Below are 25,199 nucleotides of genomic sequence, written 5' to 3' on the forward strand. Positions count from 1 at the left end.
GTGATCAGCACCGTCCGCCCCGGACCGAATGTCGGCGAGGCGTCCGGCGCGGGCAGCGCGGCGGGCACCAGATGGCGCGCCAAGCGGCGACCGTCGCGCCATGCAGCGCGGGCCGGGGGCGCAGGGTCCAGCAGATCCTCGACCAAGCGTTGGGCCAGTGCGGTCTGATCGCCGCGCGTCTGCACGTCGATGCTGCGCGCCGACAGCCACGGGAATTCACGCATGCCCACGGCCAGGGGGCCCAGGATGGTGGCCTTTTCGGGGGCCTCGATCTTTTCGGCCCCCACCCGCACGGCGTCCGAGGTGATGGCGACAAAGTCGATTTCCTGCCCGCCGCCCTCGTTCGCCAAAGCCCGGATCAGGTGCAGCGCGGTGTTGAAGCCCTGTTCCAGATGGCGATGGAAGGCGCTGAAGCCCGCGCGCGCGCCTTGGCGCCCGGCATCGGGCACCAGCCAGAAGCTGACGATCCGCTGCGGCAGCCGGTTCTGCGCCACCAGCGCGGCGATCAGCAGTTCGAAATCCGATGCGCCATTCTCCGGCGCGACGATGAAGTCGGATTCCCCCGTCTGCGCGAAACAGTCGCCCGGGCGCAGCCAGATCACCTCGTGCCCGGCATCGCGCAGCTGCGTGCCCACGCGGGTCGCCAATCCGGTCTCGTCTGCCAGGATAAGCCAACGTTCTGCCGCGGCCTGCGGACGGCCATCGGCGCCCAGTTCGATGTCTGGGGCCGACAGCCGCCAGGACGGTCGCCATGCCCAGCCCTGCGATTCCGGGATGGCCAGCGGCGCGTCGTCGGTCGTGGCATAGGATGCGTCGGACGATGCCGGTTCGATGAAGTAACGCTTGCTTTGGAACACATAGCCCGGCAGCGGCACACGGCGGCGACCCTCGCCCCAGATCGGCGACCAGTCCAGCGCCAGCCCGGTGGCCGAAAGCCGCGCGAACGCGTTCAGGAAGAAGGCGTCATCCTCGATTGCGTGGTCGGGATGGCGCAGGGTGCTGATCACCCGGTCGGGTGCTGCGCCATTGGCCTGCGCTAGGGCAGACATGGCGCGGCCGGGGCCGACCTCGACGAACAGGCGCGCGGGATCCTCGCGCAGCGTGGCGATGCAGCCCGCGAAATCGACATGGTGGCGCAGGTGATCGACCCAATAGCGCAGGTCGGTGGCCTGAGCGTCCGTCATCCAGGTGCCGGTGCGGTTCGACAGGATCGGGATGCTTGGCGCGGACAGCGGGATGCTGCGCAGGAAGGCCTCGAATTCCGGCAGGATCGGTTCCAGCATCCGCGAATGGGCGGCGATGTCGATCGCCACGCGCTGACAGTCGATGCCGCGCGCGACCAGCGTCGCCTGCAGCGCGTCGATCCGGTCGCGGGGGCCGGACACCACCGACAGGCCGGGGGCGTTGTCGCAGGCCAGATCCAGGTCGTCGCCCGCCTCGGCCATCAGCTCTGCCGCGGGCAGCGGCACGCTGAGCATGCCCCCCGGCGCGATGCGGTCGAACAGGCGTCCGCGCAGTTCCACCAGCGCGATGCAGTCGTCGAACCCGATCACCCCCGACAGGCAGGCGGCGGTGTTCTCGCCCATCGAATGACCGGCCAGCGCCTGCGGGACGACACCCCAGCTGATCCACAGCTGCGCCAGCGCGTATTCGACGATCATGATCAGCGGAAGCTGGACCGACGGGCGGTTCAACGCCTCGGTCGCCGCCTGTTCCTGGCCCGGTTCGGGCAGCCACAGCGCCCTGGGGTCGCGGTCGGTCAGGCGTTCCAGCACGGCAAGGCCGCGGTCCATCCAGTCGCGGAAGACCGGCTCGGTCTCGTACAGGCCGCGCGCCATGTGGATCGATTGTGCGCCGCCGCCGGGGAACAGGAAGGCGGGCTTGGGCGCCGCCGTCATCCGGTCGTGGTTGAAGACCCGGCGGGTGTTGCCGGTCTCCAGCAGCTCGGCCGCCTCGGTCGCATCGGCGGCGACCAGCACGCGGCGCTTGTCGAACAGCTTGCGCCCCTGTTGCAGGGTGAACCCCACATCGGCCAGGTTGGCGCCGGGGTGGGCGCGCAGCCACGCCGCCAGCGCCGCCGCGTTGGCATCCAGCGCGGCGCGGGTGCGACCCGACACGATCAGCGGCTGGACCGGCCAGTCGGAGGGTTCCGAGGGCGGGGCAGGGGGCGCTTCCTCGACCACGACATGCGCGTTTGTGCCGCCCACGCCAAGCGAGTTCACCGCCGCCCGGCCCGGGCGGTCCGGGTGCGCGGGCCAAGGCTCGCGAGTGGCGACGACGTGGAAGGGGGTCGAATCAAAATCGATCACCGGGTTCGGCGCCTCGTATCCCAGGCTGGGCGGGATTTCGCGGTGATGCAGCGACAGGGCGACCTTGATCAGACCGGCAGTGCCGGCGGCGGTGTCGGTATGGCCGATATTCGTCTTGACCGAGCCGATGCCGGTCCGACCGCCCCCCTGGCCCAGGGCAAAGGCCTCGGCCAGGGCCGCAACCTCGATCGGGTCGCCCAGGCTGGTGCCCGTTCCATGGCATTCGACGTAGTCGATGGTCGAGGGGTCGACGCCCGCGATCAGATGCGCCTCGGCCATGGCGGCCGCCTGCCCCTCGACCGAGGGGGCCAGATAGCCGGCCTTGGCCGAACCGTCGTTGTTGATCGCGCTGCCCCGGATCACCGCCCAGATGTGGTCGCCGTCCGCGATCGCATCCGACAGGCGGCGCAGCAGCACGACCGCCGCGCCGCTGCCGAAGACGGTGCCCTGGCTGCGGTGATCGAAGGCGCGGCAATGACCGTCCGGCGACAGGATTTCGTTCGGTTTGTAGATATATCCCCGACCCTGCGGCAGCTCGATCGTGACGCCGCCGGCAAGCGCCGCGTCGCAATCGCCCGCCAGCAGCGCCTGGCATGCAGAATGGACCGCCACCAGCGAGGTGGAACAGGCCGTCTGCACGGATACGCTTGGCCCGCGCAGGTCGAAGATGTGGCTGACCCGGGTGGACAGGAAATCCTTGTCGTTGCCGGTATGGCGCAGCAGGAACATGCCCGTTTCCTCGACCAGGTCGCGGTTCGAGCAGATGTTGACGGAAAAGTAGCTGCCCATCCCGCAGCCCGCCCAGACCCCGACCATGCCCAGGCTGTCGGGCCGGTGCCCGGCATGGTCCAGCGCATGCCAGCAGGTCTCCAGGAACTTGCGGTGCTGGGGGTCCATCACCGCGGCATCCTTGGGGCTGAGGCCGAAGAACTCGGCATCGAAATGATCGAACCCGTCCAGCCGGGCGGCAAAGGGGACGTAATTGGGATGGCTGATCCGTGATTCCGTCTCTCCGGCCGCGCGCAGCTCCTCCGGCGTCAGATGGATGATCGATTCGACCCCGTCGCGCAGGTTCTGCCAGTACTGCCGGGGGTCGGACGCGCCGGGAAGATCGACACCAAAGCCCACGATGGCGATGTCACGCATGTTGATCGGCGTATCGGTCAAGCCCGTCTTCCTTGTTCTTCCGGATTACAACCCTGCGCTGAGCGCGGTCCGCAATCCACCACTGAAACCTTACAATGGGATGATTATCAAAGCTGACGGAATGTTGCATGGGAATTTACGCTAATTCCTGTGGATTCACGTCATCGTTCCCCTTAAGCGTGACGTTCAAGCTGGGAGAAGACATGGGCAACAGTCTGTCGCTGATCATGTTGGCAGCGTGGCCGGCCGTGGCGGCGATGCTGTTCTCGCGGCTGACGCCCCGACAGGCGCTCATCTGGGTGCCGCTGCTGGGATACCTGCTGCTGCCGCCGGTGGTGGGGATCGACCTGCCGATTCTGCCGACCCTGGACAAACATGCGATCCCGTCCCTGTGCGCGATGCTGGGTGCGGTGATGCTGCGCGATCGCTTTCCGATGCCCTGGATCCGGCTGGAGGGCTGGGTCGTCATCCTGACCGTCCTGGCGATGGTCACCCCGACCCTGACGGTGGCCACCAATCCCGAACCGCTGATCGAGGGGATCACCTATCGTCCCGGCCTGGGTCTGTTCGACGCGCTCAACGGCACGATCAACACCGTGCTGACATTGCTGCCCTTCCTGCTGGGGTATCTGGTCCTGTCGTCAACCGACGGCATCCGGGCCTGGATGGTGGCGCTGACGCTGGCGACCTTGGCCTATTCCCTGCCGATGCTGCTGGAGATTCGGGTCAGCCCGCAGCTGAACGTCTGGATCTACGGCTTTTTCGCGCATGATTTCAGCCAGACTATCCGCTATGGCGGCTTCCGCCCGATGGTCTTCCTGGAACACGGCCTGTGGGTCGCGATCCTGGTCGTGACCGCTGTCATCTGCGCCGCGGTGGCGTTGCGCGACGGGAATGCGCAGGCGCGGACCCGCAATATGGCCGTCCTGGCCTATCTTCTGGTGGTTCTGGTGCTGTGCAAAAGCGCGGCATCGATCATCTACGGAATGCTTCTGGTGCCGCTGGTGCTGATGACGCCGCCCCGCCTGCAGGTCGGCATCGCCGCGGCGCTGGCCGCGGTGGTGATGGCCTATCCGCTGGCGCTGTGGCTGGGTGTGATGCCCACCGACGCGATTCGCGACTTTGCCTTGTCGATGGATGCCGAACGGGGCCGGTCGCTGGAGTTCCGTTTCATGAACGAACAGGTGCTGCTGGACCGCGCCTCGCAGAAGCCGCTGGCGGGCTGGGGCGGATGGGGCCGCAACCTTGAGATCGATCCGATCTCGGGAGAGTACACCAGCGTCAGCGACGGATACTGGGTGGTGGTGATGACCATCAGCGGCATTCTTGGCTATCTGTCGATCTTCGGCCTGCTGTGCGGTTCGGTGATCCGGCTGTGGCTGGCGACGCGGTCCGGTCCGGTCGACCGCTGGACCGCCGGCCTGGCCCTGATCATGGCGGCAAGCCTGGTGGACCTGATCCCCAATGCGACCGTCACTCCTCTGACCTGGATGAGCGCGGGTGCCCTGGCGGGGCTGGCGGCCCGCGGCATGCCCGTCGGAGCCAGACAGGCCGCCCCGGCCCCCGCCGCGCGGCGGGCGATGAAGACGGTGATCGGATGACCGGGCGCGCGCATTCCCCTGTCGCCCCGATGCGGGTCGCGGAACCGCGTGGCGCATCTGCGGCATCCGGCCCCCGGCCATTCAAACCCCTGACAATCGAGGGCACGTGGACGAACTTCTGAACAGATCCTGGGACGTGATCATCGTCGGCGCCGGCCTGGGCGGTGGCCTCTGCGGTCGTGCCTTGGCCGAGGCGGGCCTTTCGGTGCTGTTCGTCGAAAAGGGGTCCACCGGCCCCCGCCTGGCCGAGAACGGCCAGGAATGCGGCTATGACGACCCGTTCGCGCGGCAGATGTTCGGCTGCTGGCCGGTGCCGGTGGAATCGACGGTGGACGGTGCCACGTCGGTTGGCTGGGGCGCGCAGGGTGTGGGCGTCGGCGGCACCTCGGTCTTCTATGCCGCAGCCATGGAACAGCCCGAACGCCACGACATGGAATCCGTCCCCGACCTGCCGCATCCGACGGGCGGCTGGCCGGTGGGCTATGATGAATTCGCGCCTTGGTACGACCGTGCGCGCGACGTGATGGCCGTCAACGGCAGCCAGGACCCGTTGGGCGAACCGGCAGCGCCCCTGGCGGCCCCGCGCCCGCTGGCCGCGCGGGACGAAGCCTTGGGCCAGGCGCTGGAGAGGGCAGGGCTGCACCCCTATCGCGCGCACCTTGGCATCCGCCAGCTGGAGGGATGTCGCGAGTGCATCGGCCGCAAGTGCCCCCGCGACTGCAAGATGGACGGTCGGTCGGCGGGCGTCCTGCCCGCCCTTGCCACGGGGCGCGCCGCGGTGCTGGACGGCACTGATGCCCTGTCGCTGCAGGGTGATGCCGGGACGGTCACGCACCTGCGCGTCCGCCGCGACGGAGTCGAGCATCTGCTGTCAGCGCGGGCCTTCGTGCTTGCCGGGGGCAGCCTGTCGTCGCCGCGCCTGCTGTTGGCCTCCAGCACCCAGTACTGGCCCGACGGCTGCGGCAATTCCAGCGGCCTGGTGGGTCGGGGCCTGATGTTCCACATCAACGAACGCATCGCCATCTGGCCCCCGCGAAACGCGCCCGTCAGCTCGCCCGGACCGCTCAAGACCTTTTCGCTGCGTGACCTGTACCGGGACGGGCCCGATCGGATGGGGCTGTTCCAGTCCCTGGGCCTGCCCGCCGATTACGGAAACATCCTCTACGTGCTGCGTCAGCGGTATCAGGCCTCGCCCTTCAGACACCTGCGCATCGGTCATGAGCTGCTGCGCCTGCCCGCGCTGACCGCGGCCAAGCTTCTGGGAGATGCCCGCGTCTTTGCCGGGATCATCGAGGACCTGCCGGACGAGAACAACCGCGTCCGGCACGACCCCGCGCGGCCCGACACGATCATCTACGAATACCGCATGTCCGGAGAGCTTCTGGCCCGTCGCCTGCGGTTCCGCAAACTGCTCAAGCGGCGCCTGCGCGGGGTCCGATCCCTGTGGCTCAGCCATGCGCCCGAACTGAACATCGCGCATCCCTGCGGCACCCTGCGCTTTTCGGACGATCCGCGCCGGGGCGTCCTGGACAGCGATTGCAAGGCGCATGATCTGGACAACCTGTTCGTCGCCGATGCCAGCTTCATGCCCAGTTCGACCGGGGTGAACCCTGGCATGACCATCGTGGCGAACGCCTTGCGGGTGGCCGATGCGATGGCCCGGCGGCTGAAGGCCGCGCCATGAGCGGGGTCGCCGTCATCACCGGCAGCAGCACGGATTTGGGTCAGGCCATTGCGCGTCACCTGGCGGCGCATGGGATGACGGTGCGGGGCGTATCCCGCCACCCGCGCCCGGCCGAGGGGCTGTTCCAGACGATGCAGGGCGACGTCACCGACGCCCAGGCCATGCGCGACCTGGCGCAGAGGATCGAGGGCGAACTTGGTCCGGTCACCATTCTGATCCATGCCGCGGCGATCCATCGCCGCGAGGATTTCCTGTCCGCCCGGGCCGAGGATGTGTGCCATCAGGTGCAGGTGAACCTGTGCGGGCGCATCAACGTGACGGCCGCGTTCCTGCCCGGCATGGTCGCGCAGGGGCGCGGCCGCATCATCAACATTGCCCGCCCGGTGCCGCGTCCCCCGTTGCCCGGCAACCTGGGGTTCGCTGTCGCACAGGCCGGGGCAGACATCCTGACCCGGGCCCTGTCGGTCGAGGTCGGCGGCCGTCTGCCCGGCATCGTCGCGACCGAGTGGGTGCCAGACCTTGATCCCGCACATGGCCCCGATCAGGCCGCAGGACTGGGCGCGGCGTTGGCGTTGAACGATGATCCGGCCCTGCACGGCGCGACCGTCCTGGGGGATCGCCAGATCCTGCCGGGCCGATCGCTGCGGCGCCGTGTCCTGGACCTGCTGTTGCTGAAACCCGCCGCCAGACCAATCGTCCTGGCCCCGGAACCGACCAGCCTGAAAGAGACGACATGAAGCACATCCTGTATTCCGCCCTTGCCGCCCTTGGCCTGTCCGTGCCCGCGCCTGTTACAGCCGAACCCGTACCCGAACGTGACAGCGCCCGTGTGTTCGTCTTCGGCAACAGCCTGATCCATCACCTGACCGACACGGACGAGACGACCGTCCCCCATTGGCTGGCCGTGATGGCCCGGCACGACGGGCGCGATCTGGCGCTGGACGGACGCTTCGGCTTTCCGCGCGAATTCGCGGCGGAACTGCCGCCGGTTCCGAACTGGTCGTTCGATGCGGTCACCCCCGCCTGGAATCCGGATCAGCCCTTTGCCTCGGCGCGGTTCGACACGATCATCCTGAACCCCGAGAATTTCATTCAATACGGCCGTGCGGACAAGCGCTATCCGGGCGACAACCCCGACCGCCAGTCCCCTTATGGCGCAACAGTCACCGTCCTGGACTGGGTCGTGCAGAACACCGATGCGCCGCGCATCCTGATCTACGAAGGGTGGGCCGACCTGCATCCCTTTGCCGATGATTTCCCGCCCGAACCGGCCGAGATGCAGCGGTATTACCGCCACGCGCAGAACGGCTATGCCCGCTGGTACGACGACTATGTCGCGCGGCTTGCGGGGGTGCGTCCCGATGCCGACATCAGCCTGCTGCCGGTCGGTCGCGTGATGGCACGCCTGCTGTCCGAGGCGCCGCTGTCGGCCATCGCGCCCGATGCGCTGTTTTCCGACCTGTCCCCCCACGGGACCGAGACGATCTATCTGCTGGCGGCGATGATCACCTACGCCGATCTCTATGGCGCACGGCCGCCGTCGGGACTGGCGCTGCCCGACACGATTAATCCCGACTTTGCCGCCGCGTATGAGGATACGGCCGACAGAATCTGGGACATCATGCAGACCGGGCGGCACTGACGACCATGCGCGCAATGATCGGATCGCTGTTCACGGGGCAGGGGCTTGCCCAACGGGCCTTCCGCGGCTCGGCCCTGACGATGATCAGCTTCGGGGGCATCCAGGCGATCCGCTTGGCCTCGAACCTGGTACTGACCCGTCTCCTGTTCCCCGAGGTGTTCGGCCTGATGACCCTGATCATGGTCATCATCCAGGGCCTGAACAACTTTTCGGACGTGGGGATCACCCCGGCCATCCTGCAAAGCCGGCGGGGCGACGACCGAACCTTTCTGGACACGGCCTTTACCATGCAGGCCATCCGTGGGGTGATCCTGTGGCTGGGCTGCTGCATCCTGGCGGTGCCGGCGGCGTCCTTCTACGGGGTGCCCGAACTGGTCTGGTTCCTGCCCGTCGCGGGAACCACAGCGATGATCTATGGCCTGCTGCCCACGAAGATCGAGACCGCGAACCGTCATCTGCAGATGGGTCGCCTGACCATCGTGGAACTGGCGACCGCGGCGGTGACCACGATCATCACCATCGGGCTGGCCGCCATGCTGGAATCGGCCTGGGCGCTGGTGATCGGGCTGATCCTGGGGTCGGTGGTCAAGGTGCTGATGGTCAGCTACTGGATGCCGGGCCCGGCAAACCGGTTCCGGTGGGACCCGGATTGTGTTGCCGAACTGGTGCGTTTCGGCAAATGGATCATGCCGTCGACCGTGGTGGGCTTCGTGATCTCTCAGGGCGATAAGGCGGTCTTGGCGCGCCTGCTGACGCTGACGCAGCTGGGCATTTACAACATCGCGTTCTTTCTGGCCAGCTTTCCGCTGATGCTGGGAACGACGGTGATATCCCGCGTGATGATCCCGCTTTATCGTACCGCGTTCGAGGATCCCAGTGCCGGGCACATGCGTCGCGTGCGCATCGTGCGCGCCGCGCTGACGGGCAGCTTCATGCTGCTGCTGGCGCTACTGGCGACATTCGGGGAACATCTCGTCGTGCTGCTCTATGATCCGCGCTATGCCAGTGCGGGGCCGCTGGTGACGCTGATCGCGCTGGCCAGCATTCCGTCGTTGATCGGTCTCAGCTATGACCAGGCCGCCTTGGCCGGAGGGGACTCCCGCGGGTTCTTCTGGGTCACGCTGGTGCGCGCGGTGCTGTTTCTCAGCCTGTTCACCCTTGGTGGCATCCAGGCGGGCATTCCGGGTGCCTTGGCAGGGCAGGCGCTGGCGGCCATCCTGGCCTATCCGATGCTGGTGCGCATCGCCCGCAAGCACGGGGCATGGGATGGTCTGCACGACCTGACCTTCGGCGCGGTCGGGCTGATCTTGGCCGCGGTTCTGCTGGTCTAGGCAGGTTTTGCCGCCACGCGGTGCAAGTGATCCATGCGGCGCCTGAACTCGCTGTGGAAGTCATGGGCCTGCGCAAACTCCAACGCGTGGGCCGAGGCCTTGGCGATCGCCGCCCGGTTCAGCCCCGCGATGATGTTGGCGGCCTTCCTGGGCTGTCCCATCGGCATGACCCAACCGCCGCTGGATTGGCGCGCCAGTTCAGACCACATCCGGTTGTTCGTGCCCAGAACGGGCACACCGCAGCCCATCGCCTCCAGATAGCTGCACGAGGGGTCGGACTGCCTGTGCGGGGCCAAGAACAGATCTGCGTTCCGGCGCATCCACGGCACCAGGCCGGTGGCGAAATCGACCGGCTGATGCAGATGAACCGTCCCGCCCAGATCATGCCGCGCCACGTCGTCCGCGATCGCCTGCCGCATGTCGCCGGCGCCAAAGATGTCCATGCGGAAATCCACGCCCTGCTCGCGCAGCGCGATGGCGGTGGGGATCAGGTCCTGCGTGCCTTTCATCGCGATCAACCGGCCGGCATGGACGATCCGCAGCGGCCCGTTCCACCCCGCGCGGGCCTGCATTTCTGAAGCCGTGGCCATGGTCTCCCGCTCTGACCGATTGTCCAGATAGAGGCATGTGTCGTCGTTCAGCCCCCCATAGGCCGCCATCGCTGGATAACCGTTGGCCTGCACCCCGTGCGCTGACCGCAGCGCACGGCGCAGCCGCAACTCCTGCGTCAGCAGCCACTGGACCGACCGGGCCAGACGCAACGGGCGGCGCGCCAGGTCCAGCCGCGCGACGGCCAGGCGGGTCTGCAGCGGGTATTCGATCGCATAAACCAGCCGCGCCCCAACCGCGCCGCACAGGGGGGCCAGATCCAGCTGCCGATGGTCGTCGGCCGTGCCCAGCACCACCTGCGCGCCGCGCAGATCCTCGGCTGAGATGGGCGCATCCTGGGCGATCAGGCGCAGCTCTCCGGGCAGGTCCGCGGCCGTCACCGGGCTGGCAAAGGGCAGCGTCGCCGATCCCTGCCGCAGCACGACACGGGTCGGGCCGCCCCATTCGCGCGCAAACAGGTGCAGGCCCGCCACGAACTTGTCGTCCATCCACATCTGCCCGTCACGCATCATCACGTGGACCGAGGGCACCATGACCAGCATGCCGGTCATGACTGCCGGGGTCTTTCACGCAGGGCGCGCAGGGCATGTCCCGGCAGGATCAGCGCGCCGCGGACATAGCGCGGGCCCAACCGCTTGGGGCTCAGCGCGGCGCGCCACAGCCATTCCATGCGGGCTGCCCGGAACAACCGCGGGGCGCGGCGCTGCTTGCCCGTGACGAAATCGATGCCCGCCCCGACCGAGGCAAAGCCCACCTGCGGGCAGATCCTGCGCCCGCGCGCGGCCAGGATCTCCTGGCGCGGGGCGCCAAGGGCCAGCAGGCACAGAGAGGCGCCGCTGGCGTTCAGGCGGTCAAGCAGGGCGTCGGCCTCGGCACCGTGGGGATCGAAAGGAAAGCCGGGAGCAGCGACGAGGCTGACGGTCAGTCCGGGATGTGCGGCGATCAGGCGGCGGGCAGCATCCTGTCCGCCCTCCTCGGTGCCGGCCAGAATGGCCACGCCGCGGTCCAGGCGGGCAGCCAGCGCGCACAATGGCTGCACCAGGTCCGATCCTGGCACCAGCGACACCCGCTGTCCGCCAAGCCGCGCCAGCCAGACGACCGGGTTGCCGTCCGCAACGATCAGGTCATGCTGCGCATAGGCCGTGCGGAAATCGGCGTCGCTGCGCAGCTTTTCCAGATGATCGACATTCATCGTCGCCAAGGCAAAACCCTGACGGGCCGCCAGCCGGGTCTCGACGATCGACAGCAGCGCCTGGCGGTCCGGCACGGTCAGGGCGACGCGGTCGTCGCCGATTGCGAATTGCATCATGGCTCCTTCACGGGGGTGGCGGTCGGCGTCGGCGGCAGAAGTCTGCGCAGATGGTCGGCAAGCACCTCGACATTGCCCGGCTCAAGGATCGACAGATGCGTTCCCGGCAGGTCGTGAAGGGTCCACCCGCCCGCCGCAATCTGCGCCCAGCCCAACCCCTGACGTTTGCCCTCCGGGGAATCCCAGAAGCTGGCATCGGCGCGGAAGATCGCGATGGGCCGATCATAGGGCTGGGGGTTGTAATGGATCACGGCCTGCACGTTCGCCTCGATCAGCTGGGCCATGTCGATGGTCGGACCTTCGCCGTCGGTCGGCAGCAGGTCGCGCACCTCGGGCTGTTCGTGGGGTCGGCGGTTGTCCAGCGTTTCGACGATATGGCGCAGGCCGTGGCGGCGCAGCTGGCCCAGATGCGCCCGCAGCTTGGCCCAGCCTCGGACCGAGGGCCGTCCGCCGGGGCCCGCGGCGTCCAGCACCACCAGCAGGGGCACCTCGCGCCCCGCGCGGCGCAATTGCTGCGCCAGCTCCAGCGCAAAGTAGGACGCCATCGACACCGCGACCAGACAGACCGGCTGCCCCGGCAGGTGCCGATCCAGCTCCTCCAGATAGGTGCGGGCGACGGCTTCGACCCTGATGACCAGTCCGCCCTCGGGAACGCCGACCGTCAGGCCCAGCACCGGATAGTCGGGACCAAGCGCGTCCGACAGGGGCCGGAACAGCGCCTGCTTGCGGCCCAGAACATGGACGCCGATGATCGGAACGTTATGTCCCAGGGGCTGGGTCGGGATCAGATAGCGGGGCCGATCCGGGGTCGTGCGGTGAAGGCGGACCAGCCCTTTGGGCGTGGGGGCCTGCATGACATCGGCCGTGTGCAGGCGCAGTCCGGTGCGGCTTCGCACGAGGCTGATCAGGCGCAACGCCAGAAGGGAATCCCCGCCAAGGTCGTAGAAGTCGTCATCTGGTCCGACATGGGCCAGGTCCAGCACATTGGCCATGCAGGCAGCCACGGCCAGGACCTGCGGTTCGGCATGGCCGGGTCCGGCCACGGGCCCGGCGGCGGCGGGACGGGGCAGCAGGTCCCGCGCGATCTTGCCGTTCGCGGTGACCTGCAGATCATCGACCGCGATCAGCCGTGGCACCATATAGGCAGGCAGCTGGTCGCGCAGATCGCGCGCGATCTGGTCAATGTCGGTGCCATCCTCGATGACGATCCAGCCCAGCAGGCGTGCCGGCGGTCCCTTGTCCAGGTCCACGAACAGCTGCAGGACGCCGGGTCGTGCCGCCAGGGCGCTTTCGATCTGGCCCAGTTCGATCCGCTGGCCGCGCAGCTTGACCTGCCGATCCTCGCGCCCCAGGAACATCAGCTGCCCGTCCGCCGACCAGCGGCCCAGATCGCCGCTGCGATACAGCCGGCCTCCGGCGTCTGCCGTGAACGCCCGTGCGGTCGAATCAGGATCGTCCAGATAGCCGCCGCTGACGGCCTGACCGCCGATCACGATCTCTCCCTCGCCACCCACAGGCGTGGGCGTACCGTCCGGCGCGCGCAGCACGACGCGGGCATGGCCGGCGGGACGACCGATCGGAACCTCGGACCCGGCGGACAGGGACGATCCCTGCCACAGGGTACTGGTCACCGTGGCTTCGGCCGGGCCATAGGCGTTGACGAACCGGACGCCAGGGGCCAGGCGCTGCCATTCGCGGAAGGCTGCGGGCGGCACGCGTTCGCTGCCCGTCACCAACAGGCGCAGGCTGTCTGATATGGGCCGCGGATGATCGCGCAGGTCCGCGACCATCTGTTGCCAATAGCTGGCGGGCAGATTCAGAACCGTCAGCCCATGCCGCCGGACCAGATCCAGCAGCCCCTGGATCGAGCCGAGCGGCGTGGCGTCGCGCAACACGACATGCGCGCCGGACAGCAGCGTCGGCCAGACCTCCTCCAGCGCAACGTCGAAACTGGGCGTCGCGAACTGCAGGACCGCATCCCGTTCGGTCAGCGCATAGGCGTCGACCATCGCATGGGCATGCGCGCTGAGTGCCGCGTTCAGCCCCCGAACCGCCTTGGGCGTTCCGGTGGAGCCGGAGGTGAAGGTGACATAGGCCAAGCTGTCCGCATCCAGGGGTGGTCGCGGCGGGGCGTGGGCTTGGCAGGCATCGTCGGCCATCACCACGTTCGGTGCGGCGGTCGACAGTGGCATGTCCTGCTGGACCACGATGGCCTTGGCACGGGCTTGGCGGATCAGGCCGGACAGATAGTCGTGGGACTGATCCAGATCCAGCAGCAGAAAGCCGGCGCCGACCTTGAGCGTGGCCAGCATCGCGGCGATCTGGCGCACGGATCGGGGCAGGGCGATCGCCACGACATCCTGCGGACCGATGCCGCATCCGACAAGCCGCGCCGCAAGGGCATTGGCCTGCTGGTCCAACGTGCGGAAATCGACGGAATGACCCGTCTGCGCCTCGGTCACGGCGGTCCGGTCGCCATGACGGGCGACCGTCGCCTCGAAGGCCGATGCCAGGTCGGGCAGCACATCCGGGACGGGCCGATCGGAGCGTCCCAGTGTGTGCAGGTGTCGCTGCTCCTCTGCGTCCAGCATCGTCAGGTCGGACAGCGGCGTGTCGGTGTCGGCCCGACCCATCGCCTGCAGCAGGTTGGCCATCTGGTGCAGGATGCGGGTCGCCACCTCGTCGGGCAACCGGGCGGTGTCATGCTCCAGCGACAGCCACAACGCGCCCTCGTCATGGACCGACCACGACATCAGCGCCGTGCCCTCCTCGATCAGGCGGACGCCGGTCCAGCCGCAGCCGTCCGCCGCAAGCCGCGCGGCAAGCGTGCCGCGCTGGTACATCAGAACGGTATCGTAAAGCGCCGCACGGCCCTGCCGACCAGACCACTGCCGGATGAGCGTCTGTCGCGCATGGGAATGCGGCCGCAACTGCAGCGTCTGCGCCCGCAGGCGCGCCAGCAGGTCGCCGAAGGTTCCGATGTCGTCCATCCGCACCTGGAACGGCACCGTCGTGACCAGACAGCCCGCGACCCGATTCCACCAGACCGAAGGCCGCGCCGGACCGCCCGGTCCAGCGCATCAGCAGCATCGACCAAGCCGCCTGCACCACCGTCAGCGTGGTCACCTGCGCCGCATGCGCCAGACGGCGGATGGCGTCGCACGCGTCCATCGACAGAGTCAGGTCGGTCTGGTGCATCGGGCCATGCGTTTTCGCCGGGGCCGCGGGAAAGGCCGACGCGACGGTTTCATCGGACAACGTGGCGGCAAAGGCGGCGCGGGCCTGCGACTCGTCCAGCTGGCGCTCCCGGATCGCCTGGATGAAGCCGATGCCGGGTGCCATCAGCGGATCGCCGGACAGGATCCGCCACAGTTCGGTCAGAATCAACGCGATGCTGGTCCCGTCGATCAGGCCGTGGTGGATGGTCCAGACCATCCGGGCCTGCCCCCCACCCAGATCGGCCATCGTGACCCGCCATCCGGGCCGTTCGGTGGGGTCCACGCCGGCCGCGCGGTCATCGGCCAGAAAACGGTCCACCATCCCGTCCGACAAATCGGCACTGTCGATATGCACCGACGCGTGGTCCAGGACGTCCAGCCGCAGGATGCCGGTATCGTCGGTGACCAGAACGGTCCGCAGCGTCTCGTGACGGTCTGCCAACTGCTGCCATGCGGCCAGCAGGGGGCCGGGCGCCAAAATGTCGGACGGAGCGTCCAGAACGATCTGTTCGATATGGGCGCGGTTCGGATCTGCCTGATCGCTGCCCGCCAGAAAGGCCGCCTGGCTGTCGGTGGCGGCGGGCAGATCGCGGACGATCTTTCGATCATCCGTGCTGACAGACGGTCCGTGCAGCATATTCCTAATCCGTTCCGACCAAATAAGATGAAACCAGCGATACCCGTCCAATCACGCTATCGCAAAGAAAGAGTTGCCGCATAGCCGATTGATCGCGATTTTACATAGATGAACCTGCACGCGACCTTACCGGTTCCGACTGTCCGCGAACAGTGCGGCCAGCTTGCCGGCCTCTGTTGCGATGTCATGGCGCGTCAGCGCGCGCGTGCGGGCGGCGGCGCCCATCCGTTCCAGTTGGTCTCGTGGGGTCCGGGCGGCGGTGTCCAGCGCCTTGGCCAGGTCGTCTTCGGACCCGGCCGGGATGAGCCAGCCGGTCTGGCCGTCGACCATCAGCTCGGGGATGCCAGCGATCAGGGTGGCGATGCAGGGGCGGCCGGCCGCCATCGCTTCCATCAGGGCCACCGGCAGGCCTTCGGCAAAGCTGGGCATGGCCATGACATGCGCCGCAGACAGCGCGTCGCGCACGCCGGCCTCGTCCAGCCAGCCGGCCAGCGTGACGCGCGTGTCCAGCCCGTGCGCCCTGATTGCCCGCTGGATCTCGGCCCGCAGCGGGCCGTCACCCACCAGCGTCAGGTGCACCGGCGCGGTGCAGCGCGCCATCGCCTCGATCAGCAGGACCTGGCCCTTCTGCTCGGCGAAGCGGCCGATGCAGACCACGCGCAGCGGATCGTGCGCGTCCGGTCCAGGCGGCAGGGGAACCGGCGCCGCGAACAGGGCGGGGTCGATGCCGCAATGCACCACCTTGATGCGGTCCCAGGCATCGAAGGGCGCCCATCGCGCCAGCTGGCTGCGTCCGAAGGCGCTGACTGCCACCGCGAAACGCGCTTCGGCCACCTTGTCACGCAGCAGCAGCGTGTGCGGGCCATCGAACTCCTCGGGGCCGTGAAAGGTCACGCTGTAGCCCGGCCCGCCCAGCATCCGGACATAGCGGACCACATCGGCCGAGTTTGTCCCGAAATGGGCATGCAGATGCGTCAGGCCCAGCTGCCGGCTGCGATCGGCCAGGATGGCGGCCTCTGCCAGATAGATCACCTGGCGCAGCGGGCCGCGCCCGGGCCCGCCCCGCCGCCCTGCCGACAGTGCCCGAAGCAGGCTGCGCGGATGGCGGATCACCGCACGGATCAGCGCCATGCCCAAGGTCAACGCACCCCGGTCCAGCACGTATTCGGTCCGGTCGGCCTCGGCCTGATCCTCGGCAGACAGCACGGGTTGATCGTCGCGCCGCATGGCGAACCGCGCGACGGTCAGACCGGCCGCCTCGAGGGCCCGAATCTCCCTACGGATGAAGGTCTGGGACGGACGGGGATAGGTGTTGATGACATAGCCGATCCGGTCGGGGGGCAGCGTCGGGTCCATGTCGTCACCGTTCATATTATTCGCCTTAAAGTTTAATTACTTGCGTCTTACACTCGCATGAATGGTGCCCGAAAGACGCCATTCTGTCGATCTTGTTTCGCAAATGAACCGATCGGTGCTATAGTTGTCAGGATCATTTTGAAAGGGTCGGGGCATTTTGCTGGTCGGTATTATCGCAACCTCTGCAGTCATTGGCATCGTCTCAACCATCCTGTTCCTCGTGCTGGGGTTCGGATGGCTGTCGTCGATCCTGTGGGGCTACGTCGGTTGCGGCATGCTCAGCGTGTTCGCGTTGTCCCTTCTTGTCAGCCGTTCCCTTCGATACCGCAATTGTCCGGGGCGATCCAACCTGAACGATGCGGCGCCCGTCGGCGGCGCGGACTGCGATTAAACTTGTACGCAAGATAAACTGGCGCGATGAGTTGGCACGGCTATTGCTGAGGCTCCATGATGGAGGCTCAGATGACGAACGCCGTGACCTGGATGTGGATTGGCAACCACCAGCAGATCAACACCACGCCAGGAACGCCCGCGACCGGGACCGAGGCGGACGGGATGAAGGGCTACAAGGTTGTCGGCCAGAATCAGATCAAGCCGGTCGAGTTGGACGGACAGCTGCGCGCGATCAATACCGCCCAGGGCCCGGCCGAGGCTTATGCCACAAGCTACAGCCAGCATCCTGACGGTGCCAGCAAGTTCGCCTATGGTTCGCCCACCGATGGGGGGCAAAGCACCAGCCAGATCACCGGCTTCCTCAAGGTTCAGTACAAGCTGACCTTTCCCGACAACACCACCAGCACCCAGGACGGCGTGCTGATCCAGATGCGCAACGGGGACATGTTCTTCCGCCCCGCCAAGGACAGCGTCGCAGCATGGTCCGACGTCAAGTCGCTGCATTCGGTCGAGATCATCGAGGCCGACCCCCTGCCCAAGGAGGTCTATGTCGCCAAGATCTCGTTCGCGCCTGACATCCACGACATGGAGATCATGTGCTTTGCTTCGGACACGTTGATCCTGACCGCGGACGGGCCGCGCCCGGTCGACAGCCTGCAGCCGGGTGACCTGATCTGGACGCGCGATCACGGATATCAGCCCCTGCGCTGGATCGGCAGGCGCCGTTTCGATGGCGTGGATTTGGCGGCGAACCCCAAGCTTCGTCCGATCCGCATTGCGGCCGGGGCGCTTGGCCTAAACCAGCCGTCGGCGCCCCTGTCCGTGTCGCGCCAGCACCGCATCATGATCCGGTCATCGGTCGCGCGGACCCTGTTCGGGACCGAGGAGATCCTGGCACCGGCTTGCCAGCTGATCGATGTTCCTGGCATCGCGGTGGACATGTCCGTGTCGCAGGTGACCTATTGCCATCTGATGTTCGACGCCCACCAAGTCGTCGATTCCAACGGCGCACAGACGGAATCTTTGTATCCCGGCCCCCAGGCCCTGCGCGCGATGGGATCGGCGGCCCTGTCCGAACTGCGGCAGATCTTTCCCGAATTGTTCGCGGATCAGGCCCACCCGGCCGAGGCCCGCACCTTCGTGCGCGGCCCCCGGCTGCGCCAGCTTGTCCAGCTGCACGCCATCGGACAGGCCGCGCTGGTCAGCTGAACTCTGCCGGCCTCAGCCGGCCGTCGGCGCGCCGTAAAGGCTGCGCGCCTCGCGGAAGGACACCAGGCGACGACGATTTTCGTCCCACAGGTGCAGGTTCACCGACCGCAGGCTTTCGCGCAGGGTCAGCCGCTGTGCCGATGCCAGTTCGTCATGGTCGCGCAGGATTTCCGGCAGGCGATAGAACGGGATGCGGCTGTACAGGTGGTGGACATGATGCACCCCGATATTGGCGGACAGCCAGCGCAGAGGCTGGGGCAGGATGTAATGCGACGATCCGGCCAGCGCCGCATCGTGCAATTGCCATTCGTCCCCATTGGCCCAGTGCGTTTCCTCGAACTGATGCTGGACATAGAACAGCCATACGCCGACGGTCCCCGCCACGATGGTCGTGGGCAGGAAGATCAGCAGGACGGGCATCGGCCCCGCAAACCAGATCATCGTGCCCAGGATCAGCGCCAGCGCCAGATTGGTGCCCAGGGCCGATGCCCAGAACCGCCATCCCGCCCGCATCAGCCCAAGCGGCAGACGGTTCTGCAGCAGGAACAGGTAGCTTGGCCCCAACACGAACAGCACCAGAGGGTGGCGATACAGCCGGTACATCAGCCGGCCGAACCGGCCGCGGCTGCGATACTCGCCCACCGTCAGGGTCATCACGTCGCCGATGCCGCGTTCATCCAGGTTCCCGTGCTGGGCGTGGTGCAGCGAATGGGTCCGGCGCCAGACGTCATAGGGCGTCAGGGTCAGCACGCCCAGACCCCGCCCGATCCAGTCCTGGACCTTGCGATTGCGAAAGAACGACGCGTGGCCGCAGTCATGCTGGATGCAGAAGATGCGGACCAGGAACAGCCCGTTCACCAGCGCGATCGGCACGGCCAGCCAATAGCTGACCGACAGCGCCGCCCAGGCCAGCGCCCAGAGCGCCAGGAACGGAACGATCGTGGCCATCAACTCCCACACGCTGCGGCGGGTCGACGGCTCGCGATACTTAGCGAGGACCTGCACCCATTCCTTGGCCTGGCGCGGCGTGCTTGCGTTCGGTGTACCCATAATCAGCGACTCTGCGCCCCCTCAGTTCATTTCAGGCGGCGATAGCACAGAAAGGTCGCCGCCGCCTATGGGCCCCGTGACGTCCCATTGCCGCATCATGGCTGACAAAGGGTTGGGGACCGGATCGGACACGGTTTCGTCACCGGATCGACGGCAGTGGTGATGATGCGCGGAACCGGCGCACGCCGGCCGCGTTTTGCGGTGAACAATCCAGGCGAGGCCACCCGATGATCATCCCGTTCGCACGACTGACGCTGACTGCAGCCGTTCTGGCGCTGGCAGTCCCCTTCGGCGGTCTGTCGGGGAGTGCAGCGTGGGCGCAGGCCGCACCGGCCGAGCGCGTGTCCGAGGCACCGGAATGCGCGGCCGATGCCGGTGTTGCCGAACCGGCAACCCAGCCTGACGCATCCGAGGACAGCACCGCCGCGGAAAACACCGGAACCACCGGCTGGAGCGGTGGAACAGGCGGGTCACAGTTGGGGACCAACATTCAGGGCGCCGTCGAATCGTCCCCGACCTGGCAGCCCCCGACGGCGCGAGGTCTGGATCTTGCTGGAACTGCCGAAGATCAACCGGCCTGCTGACGCCCGCTCTGCAAGACCAGTTGGGCCGTACCGCTTGTCGGTGCATTGCTAGCATGTTGTGCATCTTCAACGGGTGACGCAATTTTCAGCTACAGCCTTATGGCGGCCCTTGCAGCACCGTTGTCACTTTATTGAGAGTTACGCGAAGTCCGCTGCCGAACAATCGGCAGCGGCTTGTTTTTGTCGGCGTTCCAGCGGCCATCCGGCTGTGGTGTCCTTAGAATTCCATCATGCGTGCAGTGATTGCCTTGGGCGATCCGACCCTATGGCGCGGCGGGGCGACTTGGACGAACGGATCGTCGCTGGTGCGAAGTGGATCATCCCGTGTGCCCCATGTCGAGGCTGGCTGGAAGGTGAAGCTGGTCAGGGCTGAGGCCAGTACGCCTGCCTGATGCTGCAGCGACGCTGCAGCGGCATTCGTTTCCTCGGCCAGGGCGGCGTTCTGCTGGGTCACTTGGTCCAGATGGTTCACGCCCGAGTTGATCTCGGACAATGCGGTGGACTGGTCGCTGGCTGCCAGGGCCATGGCTGCGACCTGATCCGACACCTCGCGGGCCTTGGACAGGATCTGCTCGAGGCTGCCCCCGGTGCGGCTGACCAGCGAGGATCCCGACCGGACATGCTGCGAGGAATCCGAGATGAGCCCCTTGATCTCACGCGCGGATTCCGATGCACGTTGCGCCAGCCCGCGCACCTCGGATGCGACCACGGCGAAACCGCGGCCCGCCTCTCCGGCACGGGCGGCCTCGACCCCGGCGTTCAGCGCCAGCAGGTTCGTCTGGAACGCAATATCGTCGATGACGGTGATGATGCGGTTGATCTGGTCCGAGGATGCCTCGATCTTTTCCATGGCCTGGATCGCCTCTCCGACGATGCTGCGGCCCTCCTCCGCGATAGAGCGGTTGGCGCGCGACACGCTCTCGGCCGTGCGGGCCAGATCTGCGGTGGAGTGCACGCTGGCGGTCAGTTCGGTCAGCGCCGCCGCCGACTCCTCTAGGGTCGCGGCCTGCGTCTCCGCGCGACCTGCCAGATCTTGGGCAGCAGAGGTGATCTCGTCCGAGCCCGTGCGCACCTGGCGGGCGACCTCGACGATGCGGCCCATCGTGCTGCCCAGATCGGACACGACCTTGTTGAAGCTGGCGCGCAGCGCCTCGTATTCATGGGGGAAGGGATCATGCGCGGGGCTGGCGATCTGCGCGGTCAGGTCGCCCGCCGCCAGCCGCTCCAAGCCGGTGGAAATGTCGGTCACGATACGCGCCTGCTTGCGGGACTGCGCCTGCGCCTCGGCGGCGCCGGCCTCTCGCAGGGCGGCGGCGGCGTGGCGGGCCTCCTGTGCCTGGGCCAGGCCGTCGCGGAACTGTTCCAGGTTGCGGGCGATCGAGCCGATCTCGTCGCGCATCGCCGTGCCGGGGATCGGCCGGTCGTAGTTCTGGCGGGCGACATGCTGCATCGCGGCGTCGACGGCCGCCAAGGGCCGCAGGGCACGACGCGTCATCACCTGGTTCAGCGCAAAGGCCAGCAGCAGCGCGGCGGCCGTCAGGGCCACGGCGGTGGTCAGGTTGCGCCACAGTACCGCCTCGATCCCGTCCATCGCCACGCCGGCATAAAGAACACCGTTCACCTGACCCTGTTGATCGCGGACCGGGACATACAGCGTCAGATAGGGATGATCCAGGATCGTGGTCGTGCCGGAATAGGTCCGCCCCTCCAGCATGGCGGCATGAACCGGGCCCGTCGGGTCCAGCGGCGTGCCGACCGCGCGGGTGCCGTCCGGGCGCTTGACGTTGGTCGTCACGCGCATGAACTGGCCCAGTTCGGGGTCAAGCCGGAAGATGGTCGCCGTCTCTCCGGTCTGGCCGCCGACATCGTCGATCATGGTGTGATCGTCGAAATCGGGGATCTGCGGCCAGACGACGTCGCCCAGGGTGCCGTCCGGCCTGGTCGTCGCAGAGAAGCCGTCGTGGTCCACGGCAAGATCATAGGACAGGACGCGCAGCGTCACCCGTTGCGCGCTTTGGGCGTTTTCCAAAAGGCTTTGGCGTTGCGCCATGCTGAGCACGGTGACCAGCACAAGCGCCAGGGCCGTCATCAGGCCAAGGCTGGTCAGGGTGATCTTTTGGCGCAGGGACAGGCGCGGGACGAAGGACATCGAAATCTCCGGGACAGGGACCAAGAGCCGACGCTAGGGCACAAATGCTAATGCCCGGTTAGCGTGCCCCCGCTTGACTTGGCCCGGCCCCCCGCCTAGGCACGCGCCCTTCGCAGACACAGGGCAGGGCATCCGACATGGCACCGCGCGGCAACGGCCTGGGCATCGACTTCGGCACCTCGAACTCGGCAGCAGGACATGCGCCGGACGGGACGCCGCGCCTGATCCGGCTGGAACCGGGGCAGACGACCATGCCCACGACCTTTTTCCTGGACGCAGACAGCCGCACCACCCTGATGGGCCAGCCCGCGAACCGCGCCCTGCTGGACGGGCACGAGGGCCGCTTCATGCGGGCGCTGAAGCGCGTTCTGGGCACATCGCTGATGCACGAAAAGCGGATGATCCTGAACGAGAGGGTGACCTTCGTCGACCTGATCGCGCGCTTCTTGAACCGCATCAAGACGCGGGCCGAGGCCGAGACCGGGCAGACCTTCGACCGCGCGCTGTCGGGCCGGCCCGTCGTCTTTCATGGCGATGGCGACCCGCGCGAGGCGCAGGCCGAGGACGATCTGCGTCAATGCTACCTGGCCGCGGGCTTTCGCGACGTGGACTTCATGCCCGAGCCCGAGGCCGCGGCCATCGCCGCCGGTGCCGCGCGGCCCGGCGCCACGGGCCTGATCGTGGACGTGGGCGGCGGCACGTCAGATTTCTCGCTGTTCCAGGGGCAGGGGGCGGGGGTGCGGATCCTGGCCAGTCACGGCGTGCGGATCGGCGGCACCGATTTCGACCGCGCGGTCAGTCTGGATCACGTGATGCCGCTGCTGGGCCGGGGATCGGTCCTTCGCAAGGCGATGGGGCCGGGGACGTCGCCCGTACCGAACGCCATCTACAACGACCTTGCCACGTGGGAGAAGATCCCCTTTGTGAACACCCCCCAGAACCGCCGCATGGTCGCCGAAATGGTCCGGCTGGCCGAACAGCCCGACGCCATGGCCCGCCTGTCGCGCGTGCTGGGGGACGATCTGGGCCACGATCTGGCCTTTGCCGTCGAACGCGGCAAGATCGCCGCCAATGACGGTGCCGACGACGCGGCCATCCTGCTGGACGAGGTCGAACGCGGCCTGTCCGCGCCGCTGGCCGGGCAGGCGTTGGCCGACAGCCTTTCGCGCCACGCCAGCCAGCTGCACGAGGGCGCCGTCGAGACGCTGCACCGCGCACAGCTGACCCCGGCGCAGGTCGACCGGGTGATCTATGTCGGGGGGTCAAGCCTGATGACGGTTGTGGGCGACACGATGCGCGCGGCCTTTCCCGATGCAGATCATTCGGCACGGGACGTGTTCACGGCCGTGGCCGACGGGCTGGCCATCGCGGCGCGGTAGGGGCGGGGAAGGCTGGCGGAAGGGAATGGGAGTCGAACCCACCCGGGACAGGCTCGCTGCCCCAACCGGATTTGAAGTCCGGCCAAACCACCGGGTCTGATGCCCTTCCGCGGTCCTTCGTCCCTGTCACCTAGGGGCTGGTGGCGGGTCCTGCAATAGAATGTTTCGCAACATGGCGGCCCGGGACGCAAGCTGCGATGCCAGGTCGCGGTGGTCCGGGTCGTCGAACGTCACGGCATTGACGGCCTGACACAGGCTTGCCACCGCCCGGTCGCGGTCCTGCGCGGACACGCGGGCGAACTGTCGCGCCACAGTCGCGACCATCAGGTTGCCCGTCGGGCGCATCGCATGGAACGCCGCAAGGGTCGCCAGCCGCAGGGGCCAGACCTGATCGACGTGACGCGCCAGGCGGACATAGACGGCGATGAAATCCGGAGGCAGGGATTCGTTGATCCGCGGGGCGTCCTGCAGGGGCGCGTCGGGGGACAGTCCAAGCAGCCCTGCGAACACGCCGATGAAATCCGCGTCCAGCCGGGCCAGCACCCGCGCCGAGGCCCCTGTCTTGTCCGCGATCAGATCGGCCATGGGGCCAAGGTCCATCATCGCGCGGATGGCGGGCATGCGGCAGAAGACCGCAAAATCGGGCAGGCTCAGCGGCCTGCCCGGTGGCACCGGGTTGATCAGCGCCTGTTTCCACAACGACCGCAGCCACCCGTCCAGATCGCGCCCGACCAGGAACAGGGTCGTGTCGAAACCCGTCAGCACTTCTCGGGCCTGCTGCCAGGCGCTGTCTTGGATCAGCGCCCGATTGGTCATCACCCCCTCGCAGGACAGGATCAGCGTGTGGGCGCGCCCATCACGCAGGGGGCCGGTCTCGGCCGCAAGCCGCGACAGGTCGCCGCGCTTCAACCCCTGGACCAGCCATTGATGCTTGGGGTCGCGGGGCATGTCGACCGAGGCATAGACGATGCCCTGCGCCGCCAGCACCCCGCGGTTCAGATGGCACCACGCCTGCAGTGTGGACGTCCCGGTCTTGGGCGGACCGGGATGCAGGATCACGCGCGGACGGCTGTCGTTCATGCGCGCCATGTCGGCCCGATCCGCCGGCGATGTCAACGCAGGGTGCGCCCTCAGCCCGCCAGCAGCGCGGCGTTCCCCCCCGCGGCGGTGGTGTCGACGCAGAGGTGGCGTTCATGCGTGACGTGGGCGCTGTCCGGCACCGCCGTGATCAGCGGCACCAGCGGACCTTGCCGCGCGGCCAGGGCCCGGGCCATCGCCCGCCCCGTCGCCACGTCACCCCACCACAGCACCGCAGCCACATCGGGCAGATCGCGCAGCGCATGCGGATCGACATCGCCCTCTGCGACAATTGCCTGACCGCCGGCATCGGTCACGGCACGTGCCTGTGCGGCCGCGGCAGGGGCGCCGGGGCCCAGGCACAGGACGGGGCCGCGGGGCAGGGTGGTCAGGCGGTTCAGCTCTCCGGTCGGGCCAGGCATCAGCTGGTCGGTGGGCGCGGCGCCAGGGACGGGACGGGTCAGCGCCGCAGCCAGGCGGTCGGTGCTGTCGGCCCCGGTCCAGTCCGTCGCCGCG

At 67.7% G+C, this 25,199-nt stretch carries 18 protein-coding genes, 1 tRNA gene and 1 pseudogene; 9 read left to right on the forward strand and 11 right to left on the reverse strand.

Features of this window, described 5'->3' with window-relative positions; translation table 11 throughout:
- Nucleotides 1-3,455, reverse strand: a 3,455-nt coding sequence (locus FHD68_RS08900) for a type I polyketide synthase (RefSeq protein ID WP_139085564.1), incomplete at its 3' end; no start/stop codon positions are given.
- Between the two features lie 179 nt (nucleotides 3,456-3,634).
- On the opposite strand from FHD68_RS08900, the gene FHD68_RS08905 reads away from it, so the two are divergent.
- The 5 genes from FHD68_RS08905 (at nucleotide 3,635) to FHD68_RS08925 (ending at nucleotide 9,713) form a co-directional block, all read left to right on the forward strand.
- Nucleotides 3,635-5,056, forward strand: coding sequence for a hypothetical protein (locus tag FHD68_RS08905; RefSeq protein ID WP_139085551.1), 1,422 nt, complete (start codon nucleotides 3,635-3,637; stop codon nucleotides 5,054-5,056).
- Between the two features lie 106 nt (nucleotides 5,057-5,162).
- Entirely contained in the window at nucleotides 5,163-6,740 is a 1,578-nt protein-coding gene (locus FHD68_RS08910; RefSeq protein ID WP_127899505.1) for a GMC oxidoreductase, read from the forward strand.
- Nucleotides 6,737-7,477, forward strand: coding sequence for an SDR family NAD(P)-dependent oxidoreductase (locus FHD68_RS08915; protein ID WP_139085554.1), 741 nt, complete (start codon nucleotides 6,737-6,739; stop codon nucleotides 7,475-7,477). The genes FHD68_RS08910 and FHD68_RS08915 overlap by 4 nt, the downstream gene beginning before the upstream one ends.
- A complete protein-coding gene (locus tag FHD68_RS08920) occupies nucleotides 7,474-8,382 on the forward strand; it encodes a T9SS C-terminal target domain-containing protein (RefSeq protein ID WP_127899503.1) in 909 nt (302 codons plus the stop codon). Before FHD68_RS08915 ends, FHD68_RS08920 begins: the two co-directional genes overlap by 4 nt.
- Nucleotides 8,383-8,387: 5 nt before the next feature.
- Complete coding sequence (locus tag FHD68_RS08925; protein ID WP_127899502.1) at nucleotides 8,388-9,713, forward strand: oligosaccharide flippase family protein; 1,326 nt, start codon at nucleotides 8,388-8,390, stop codon at nucleotides 9,711-9,713.
- Here the strand turns inward: FHD68_RS08925 and FHD68_RS08930 are convergent.
- The 5 genes from FHD68_RS08930 to FHD68_RS08950 form a co-directional block, all read right to left on the reverse strand.
- A complete protein-coding gene (locus tag FHD68_RS08930; protein ID WP_139085556.1) occupies nucleotides 9,710-10,873 on the reverse strand; it encodes a glycosyltransferase in 1,164 nt (387 codons plus the stop codon). The two genes, FHD68_RS08925 and FHD68_RS08930, sit on opposite strands and share 4 nt — an antisense overlap.
- Nucleotides 10,870-11,628 (reverse strand): WecB/TagA/CpsF family glycosyltransferase, encoded by a 759-nt coding sequence (locus FHD68_RS08935; RefSeq protein ID WP_045999762.1) that lies wholly within the window; start codon nucleotides 11,626-11,628, stop codon nucleotides 10,870-10,872. The genes FHD68_RS08930 and FHD68_RS08935 overlap by 4 nt, the downstream gene beginning before the upstream one ends.
- Nucleotides 11,628-14,474 carry an amino acid adenylation domain-containing protein gene (locus FHD68_RS08940; protein ID WP_139085558.1) on the reverse strand — a complete coding sequence of 949 codons (2,847 nt, stop codon included), beginning with the start codon at nucleotides 14,472-14,474 and terminating at the stop codon, nucleotides 11,628-11,630. The genes FHD68_RS08935 and FHD68_RS08940 overlap by 1 nt, the downstream gene beginning before the upstream one ends.
- Nucleotides 14,365-15,486, reverse strand: a complete 1,122-nt coding sequence (locus FHD68_RS19530) for a condensation domain-containing protein (protein ID WP_139085560.1) — start codon at nucleotides 15,484-15,486, stop codon at nucleotides 14,365-14,367. Before FHD68_RS19530 ends, FHD68_RS08940 begins: the two co-directional genes overlap by 110 nt.
- Before the next feature lie 126 nt (nucleotides 15,487-15,612).
- Nucleotides 15,613-16,857: a glycosyltransferase family 4 protein gene (locus tag FHD68_RS08950; protein ID WP_239441303.1), complete on the reverse strand. Its 1,245-nt coding sequence runs from the start codon at nucleotides 16,855-16,857 to the stop codon at nucleotides 15,613-15,615.
- A 142-nt stretch (nucleotides 16,858-16,999) separates the two neighbouring features.
- Here FHD68_RS08950 and FHD68_RS08955 point away from each other — a divergent pair, with 142 nt between their 5' ends.
- Complete coding sequence (locus FHD68_RS08955; protein ID WP_045982075.1) at nucleotides 17,000-17,233, forward strand: hypothetical protein; 234 nt, start codon at nucleotides 17,000-17,002, stop codon at nucleotides 17,231-17,233.
- 71 nt (nucleotides 17,234-17,304) lie between these two features.
- Nucleotides 17,305-18,444, forward strand: coding sequence for a Hint domain-containing protein (locus FHD68_RS08960; RefSeq protein WP_164871482.1), 1,140 nt, complete (start codon nucleotides 17,305-17,307; stop codon nucleotides 18,442-18,444).
- Nucleotides 18,445-18,456: 12 nt separating this feature from the next.
- Here the strand turns inward: FHD68_RS08960 and FHD68_RS08965 are convergent, their stop codons facing one another.
- Complete coding sequence (locus tag FHD68_RS08965; protein ID WP_045999764.1) at nucleotides 18,457-19,494, reverse strand: fatty acid desaturase; 1,038 nt, start codon at nucleotides 19,492-19,494, stop codon at nucleotides 18,457-18,459.
- A gap of 227 nt (nucleotides 19,495-19,721) precedes the next feature.
- Here FHD68_RS08965 and FHD68_RS08970 point away from each other — a divergent pair, with 227 nt between their 5' ends.
- Complete coding sequence (locus FHD68_RS08970; RefSeq protein WP_127899498.1) at nucleotides 19,722-20,078, forward strand: hypothetical protein; 357 nt, start codon at nucleotides 19,722-19,724, stop codon at nucleotides 20,076-20,078.
- Nucleotides 20,079-20,295: 217 nt separating this feature from the next.
- Here FHD68_RS08970 and FHD68_RS08975 read toward each other — a convergent pair whose 3' ends face one another.
- Nucleotides 20,296-22,227 (reverse strand): methyl-accepting chemotaxis protein, encoded by a 1,932-nt coding sequence (locus tag FHD68_RS08975; RefSeq protein WP_127899497.1) that lies wholly within the window; start codon nucleotides 22,225-22,227, stop codon nucleotides 20,296-20,298.
- Between the two features lie 137 nt (nucleotides 22,228-22,364).
- On the opposite strand from FHD68_RS08975, the gene FHD68_RS08980 reads away from it, so the two are divergent.
- Complete coding sequence (locus FHD68_RS08980; RefSeq protein WP_127899496.1) at nucleotides 22,365-23,606, forward strand: Hsp70 family protein; 1,242 nt, start codon at nucleotides 22,365-22,367, stop codon at nucleotides 23,604-23,606.
- Nucleotides 23,607-23,619: 13 nt separating this feature from the next.
- Here FHD68_RS08980 and FHD68_RS08985 read toward each other — a convergent pair.
- The 3 genes and pseudogenes from FHD68_RS08985 to FHD68_RS08995 form a co-directional block, all read right to left on the reverse strand.
- Nucleotides 23,620-23,715 (reverse strand) — tRNA-Sec (locus tag FHD68_RS08985).
- Nucleotides 23,716-23,732: 17 nt separating this feature from the next.
- The gene (locus tag FHD68_RS08990; protein WP_139085562.1) at nucleotides 23,733-24,686 is read right to left on the reverse strand and encodes a hypothetical protein; all 954 of its coding nucleotides are present in this window, start codon (nucleotides 24,684-24,686) and stop codon (nucleotides 23,733-23,735) included.
- 50 nt (nucleotides 24,687-24,736) lie between these two features.
- Nucleotides 24,737-25,199, reverse strand: a pseudogene (locus FHD68_RS08995) (bifunctional proline dehydrogenase/L-glutamate gamma-semialdehyde dehydrogenase); the annotation flags it as partial.

The sequence above is a fragment of the Paracoccus marcusii genome (genome assembly GCF_006151785.1).
GTDB lineage: Bacteria > Pseudomonadota > Alphaproteobacteria > Rhodobacterales > Rhodobacteraceae > Paracoccus > Paracoccus marcusii.

What these genes read in the sequence shown, in the direction of transcription:
- FHD68_RS08935 (WP_045999762.1), bottom strand. Translation starts at nt 11,628, where the DNA reads ATGCAATTCGCAATCGGCGACGACCGCGTCGCCCTGACCGTGCCGGAC.
- FHD68_RS08975 (WP_127899497.1), bottom strand. Translation starts at nt 22,227, where the DNA reads ATGTCCTTCGTCCCGCGCCTGTCCCTGCGCCAAAAGATCACCCTGACC.
- FHD68_RS08915 (WP_139085554.1), top strand. Translation starts at nt 6,737, where the DNA reads ATGAGCGGGGTCGCCGTCATCACCGGCAGCAGCACGGATTTGGGTCAG.
- FHD68_RS08950 (WP_239441303.1), bottom strand. Translation starts at nt 16,857, where the DNA reads ATGAACGGTGACGACATGGACCCGACGCTGCCCCCCGACCGGATCGGC.
- FHD68_RS08930 (WP_139085556.1), bottom strand. Translation starts at nt 10,873, where the DNA reads ATGACCGGCATGCTGGTCATGGTGCCCTCGGTCCACGTGATGATGCGT.
- FHD68_RS08965 (WP_045999764.1), bottom strand. Translation starts at nt 19,494, where the DNA reads ATGGGTACACCGAACGCAAGCACGCCGCGCCAGGCCAAGGAATGGGTG.
- FHD68_RS08990 (WP_139085562.1), bottom strand. Translation starts at nt 24,686, where the DNA reads ATGAACGACAGCCGTCCGCGCGTGATCCTGCATCCCGGTCCGCCCAAG.
- FHD68_RS08970 (WP_127899498.1), top strand. Translation starts at nt 19,722, where the DNA reads ATGATCATCCCGTTCGCACGACTGACGCTGACTGCAGCCGTTCTGGCG.
- FHD68_RS08925 (WP_127899502.1), top strand. Translation starts at nt 8,388, where the DNA reads ATGCGCGCAATGATCGGATCGCTGTTCACGGGGCAGGGGCTTGCCCAA.
- FHD68_RS08960 (WP_164871482.1), top strand. Translation starts at nt 17,305, where the DNA reads ATGACGAACGCCGTGACCTGGATGTGGATTGGCAACCACCAGCAGATC.
- FHD68_RS19530 (WP_139085560.1), bottom strand. Translation starts at nt 15,486, where the DNA reads ATGCTGCACGGACCGTCTGTCAGCACGGATGATCGAAAGATCGTCCGC.
- FHD68_RS08980 (WP_127899496.1), top strand. Translation starts at nt 22,365, where the DNA reads ATGGCACCGCGCGGCAACGGCCTGGGCATCGACTTCGGCACCTCGAAC.
- FHD68_RS08920 (WP_127899503.1), top strand. Translation starts at nt 7,474, where the DNA reads ATGAAGCACATCCTGTATTCCGCCCTTGCCGCCCTTGGCCTGTCCGTG.
- FHD68_RS08940 (WP_139085558.1), bottom strand. Translation starts at nt 14,474, where the DNA reads ATGTACCAGCGCGGCACGCTTGCCGCGCGGCTTGCGGCGGACGGCTGC.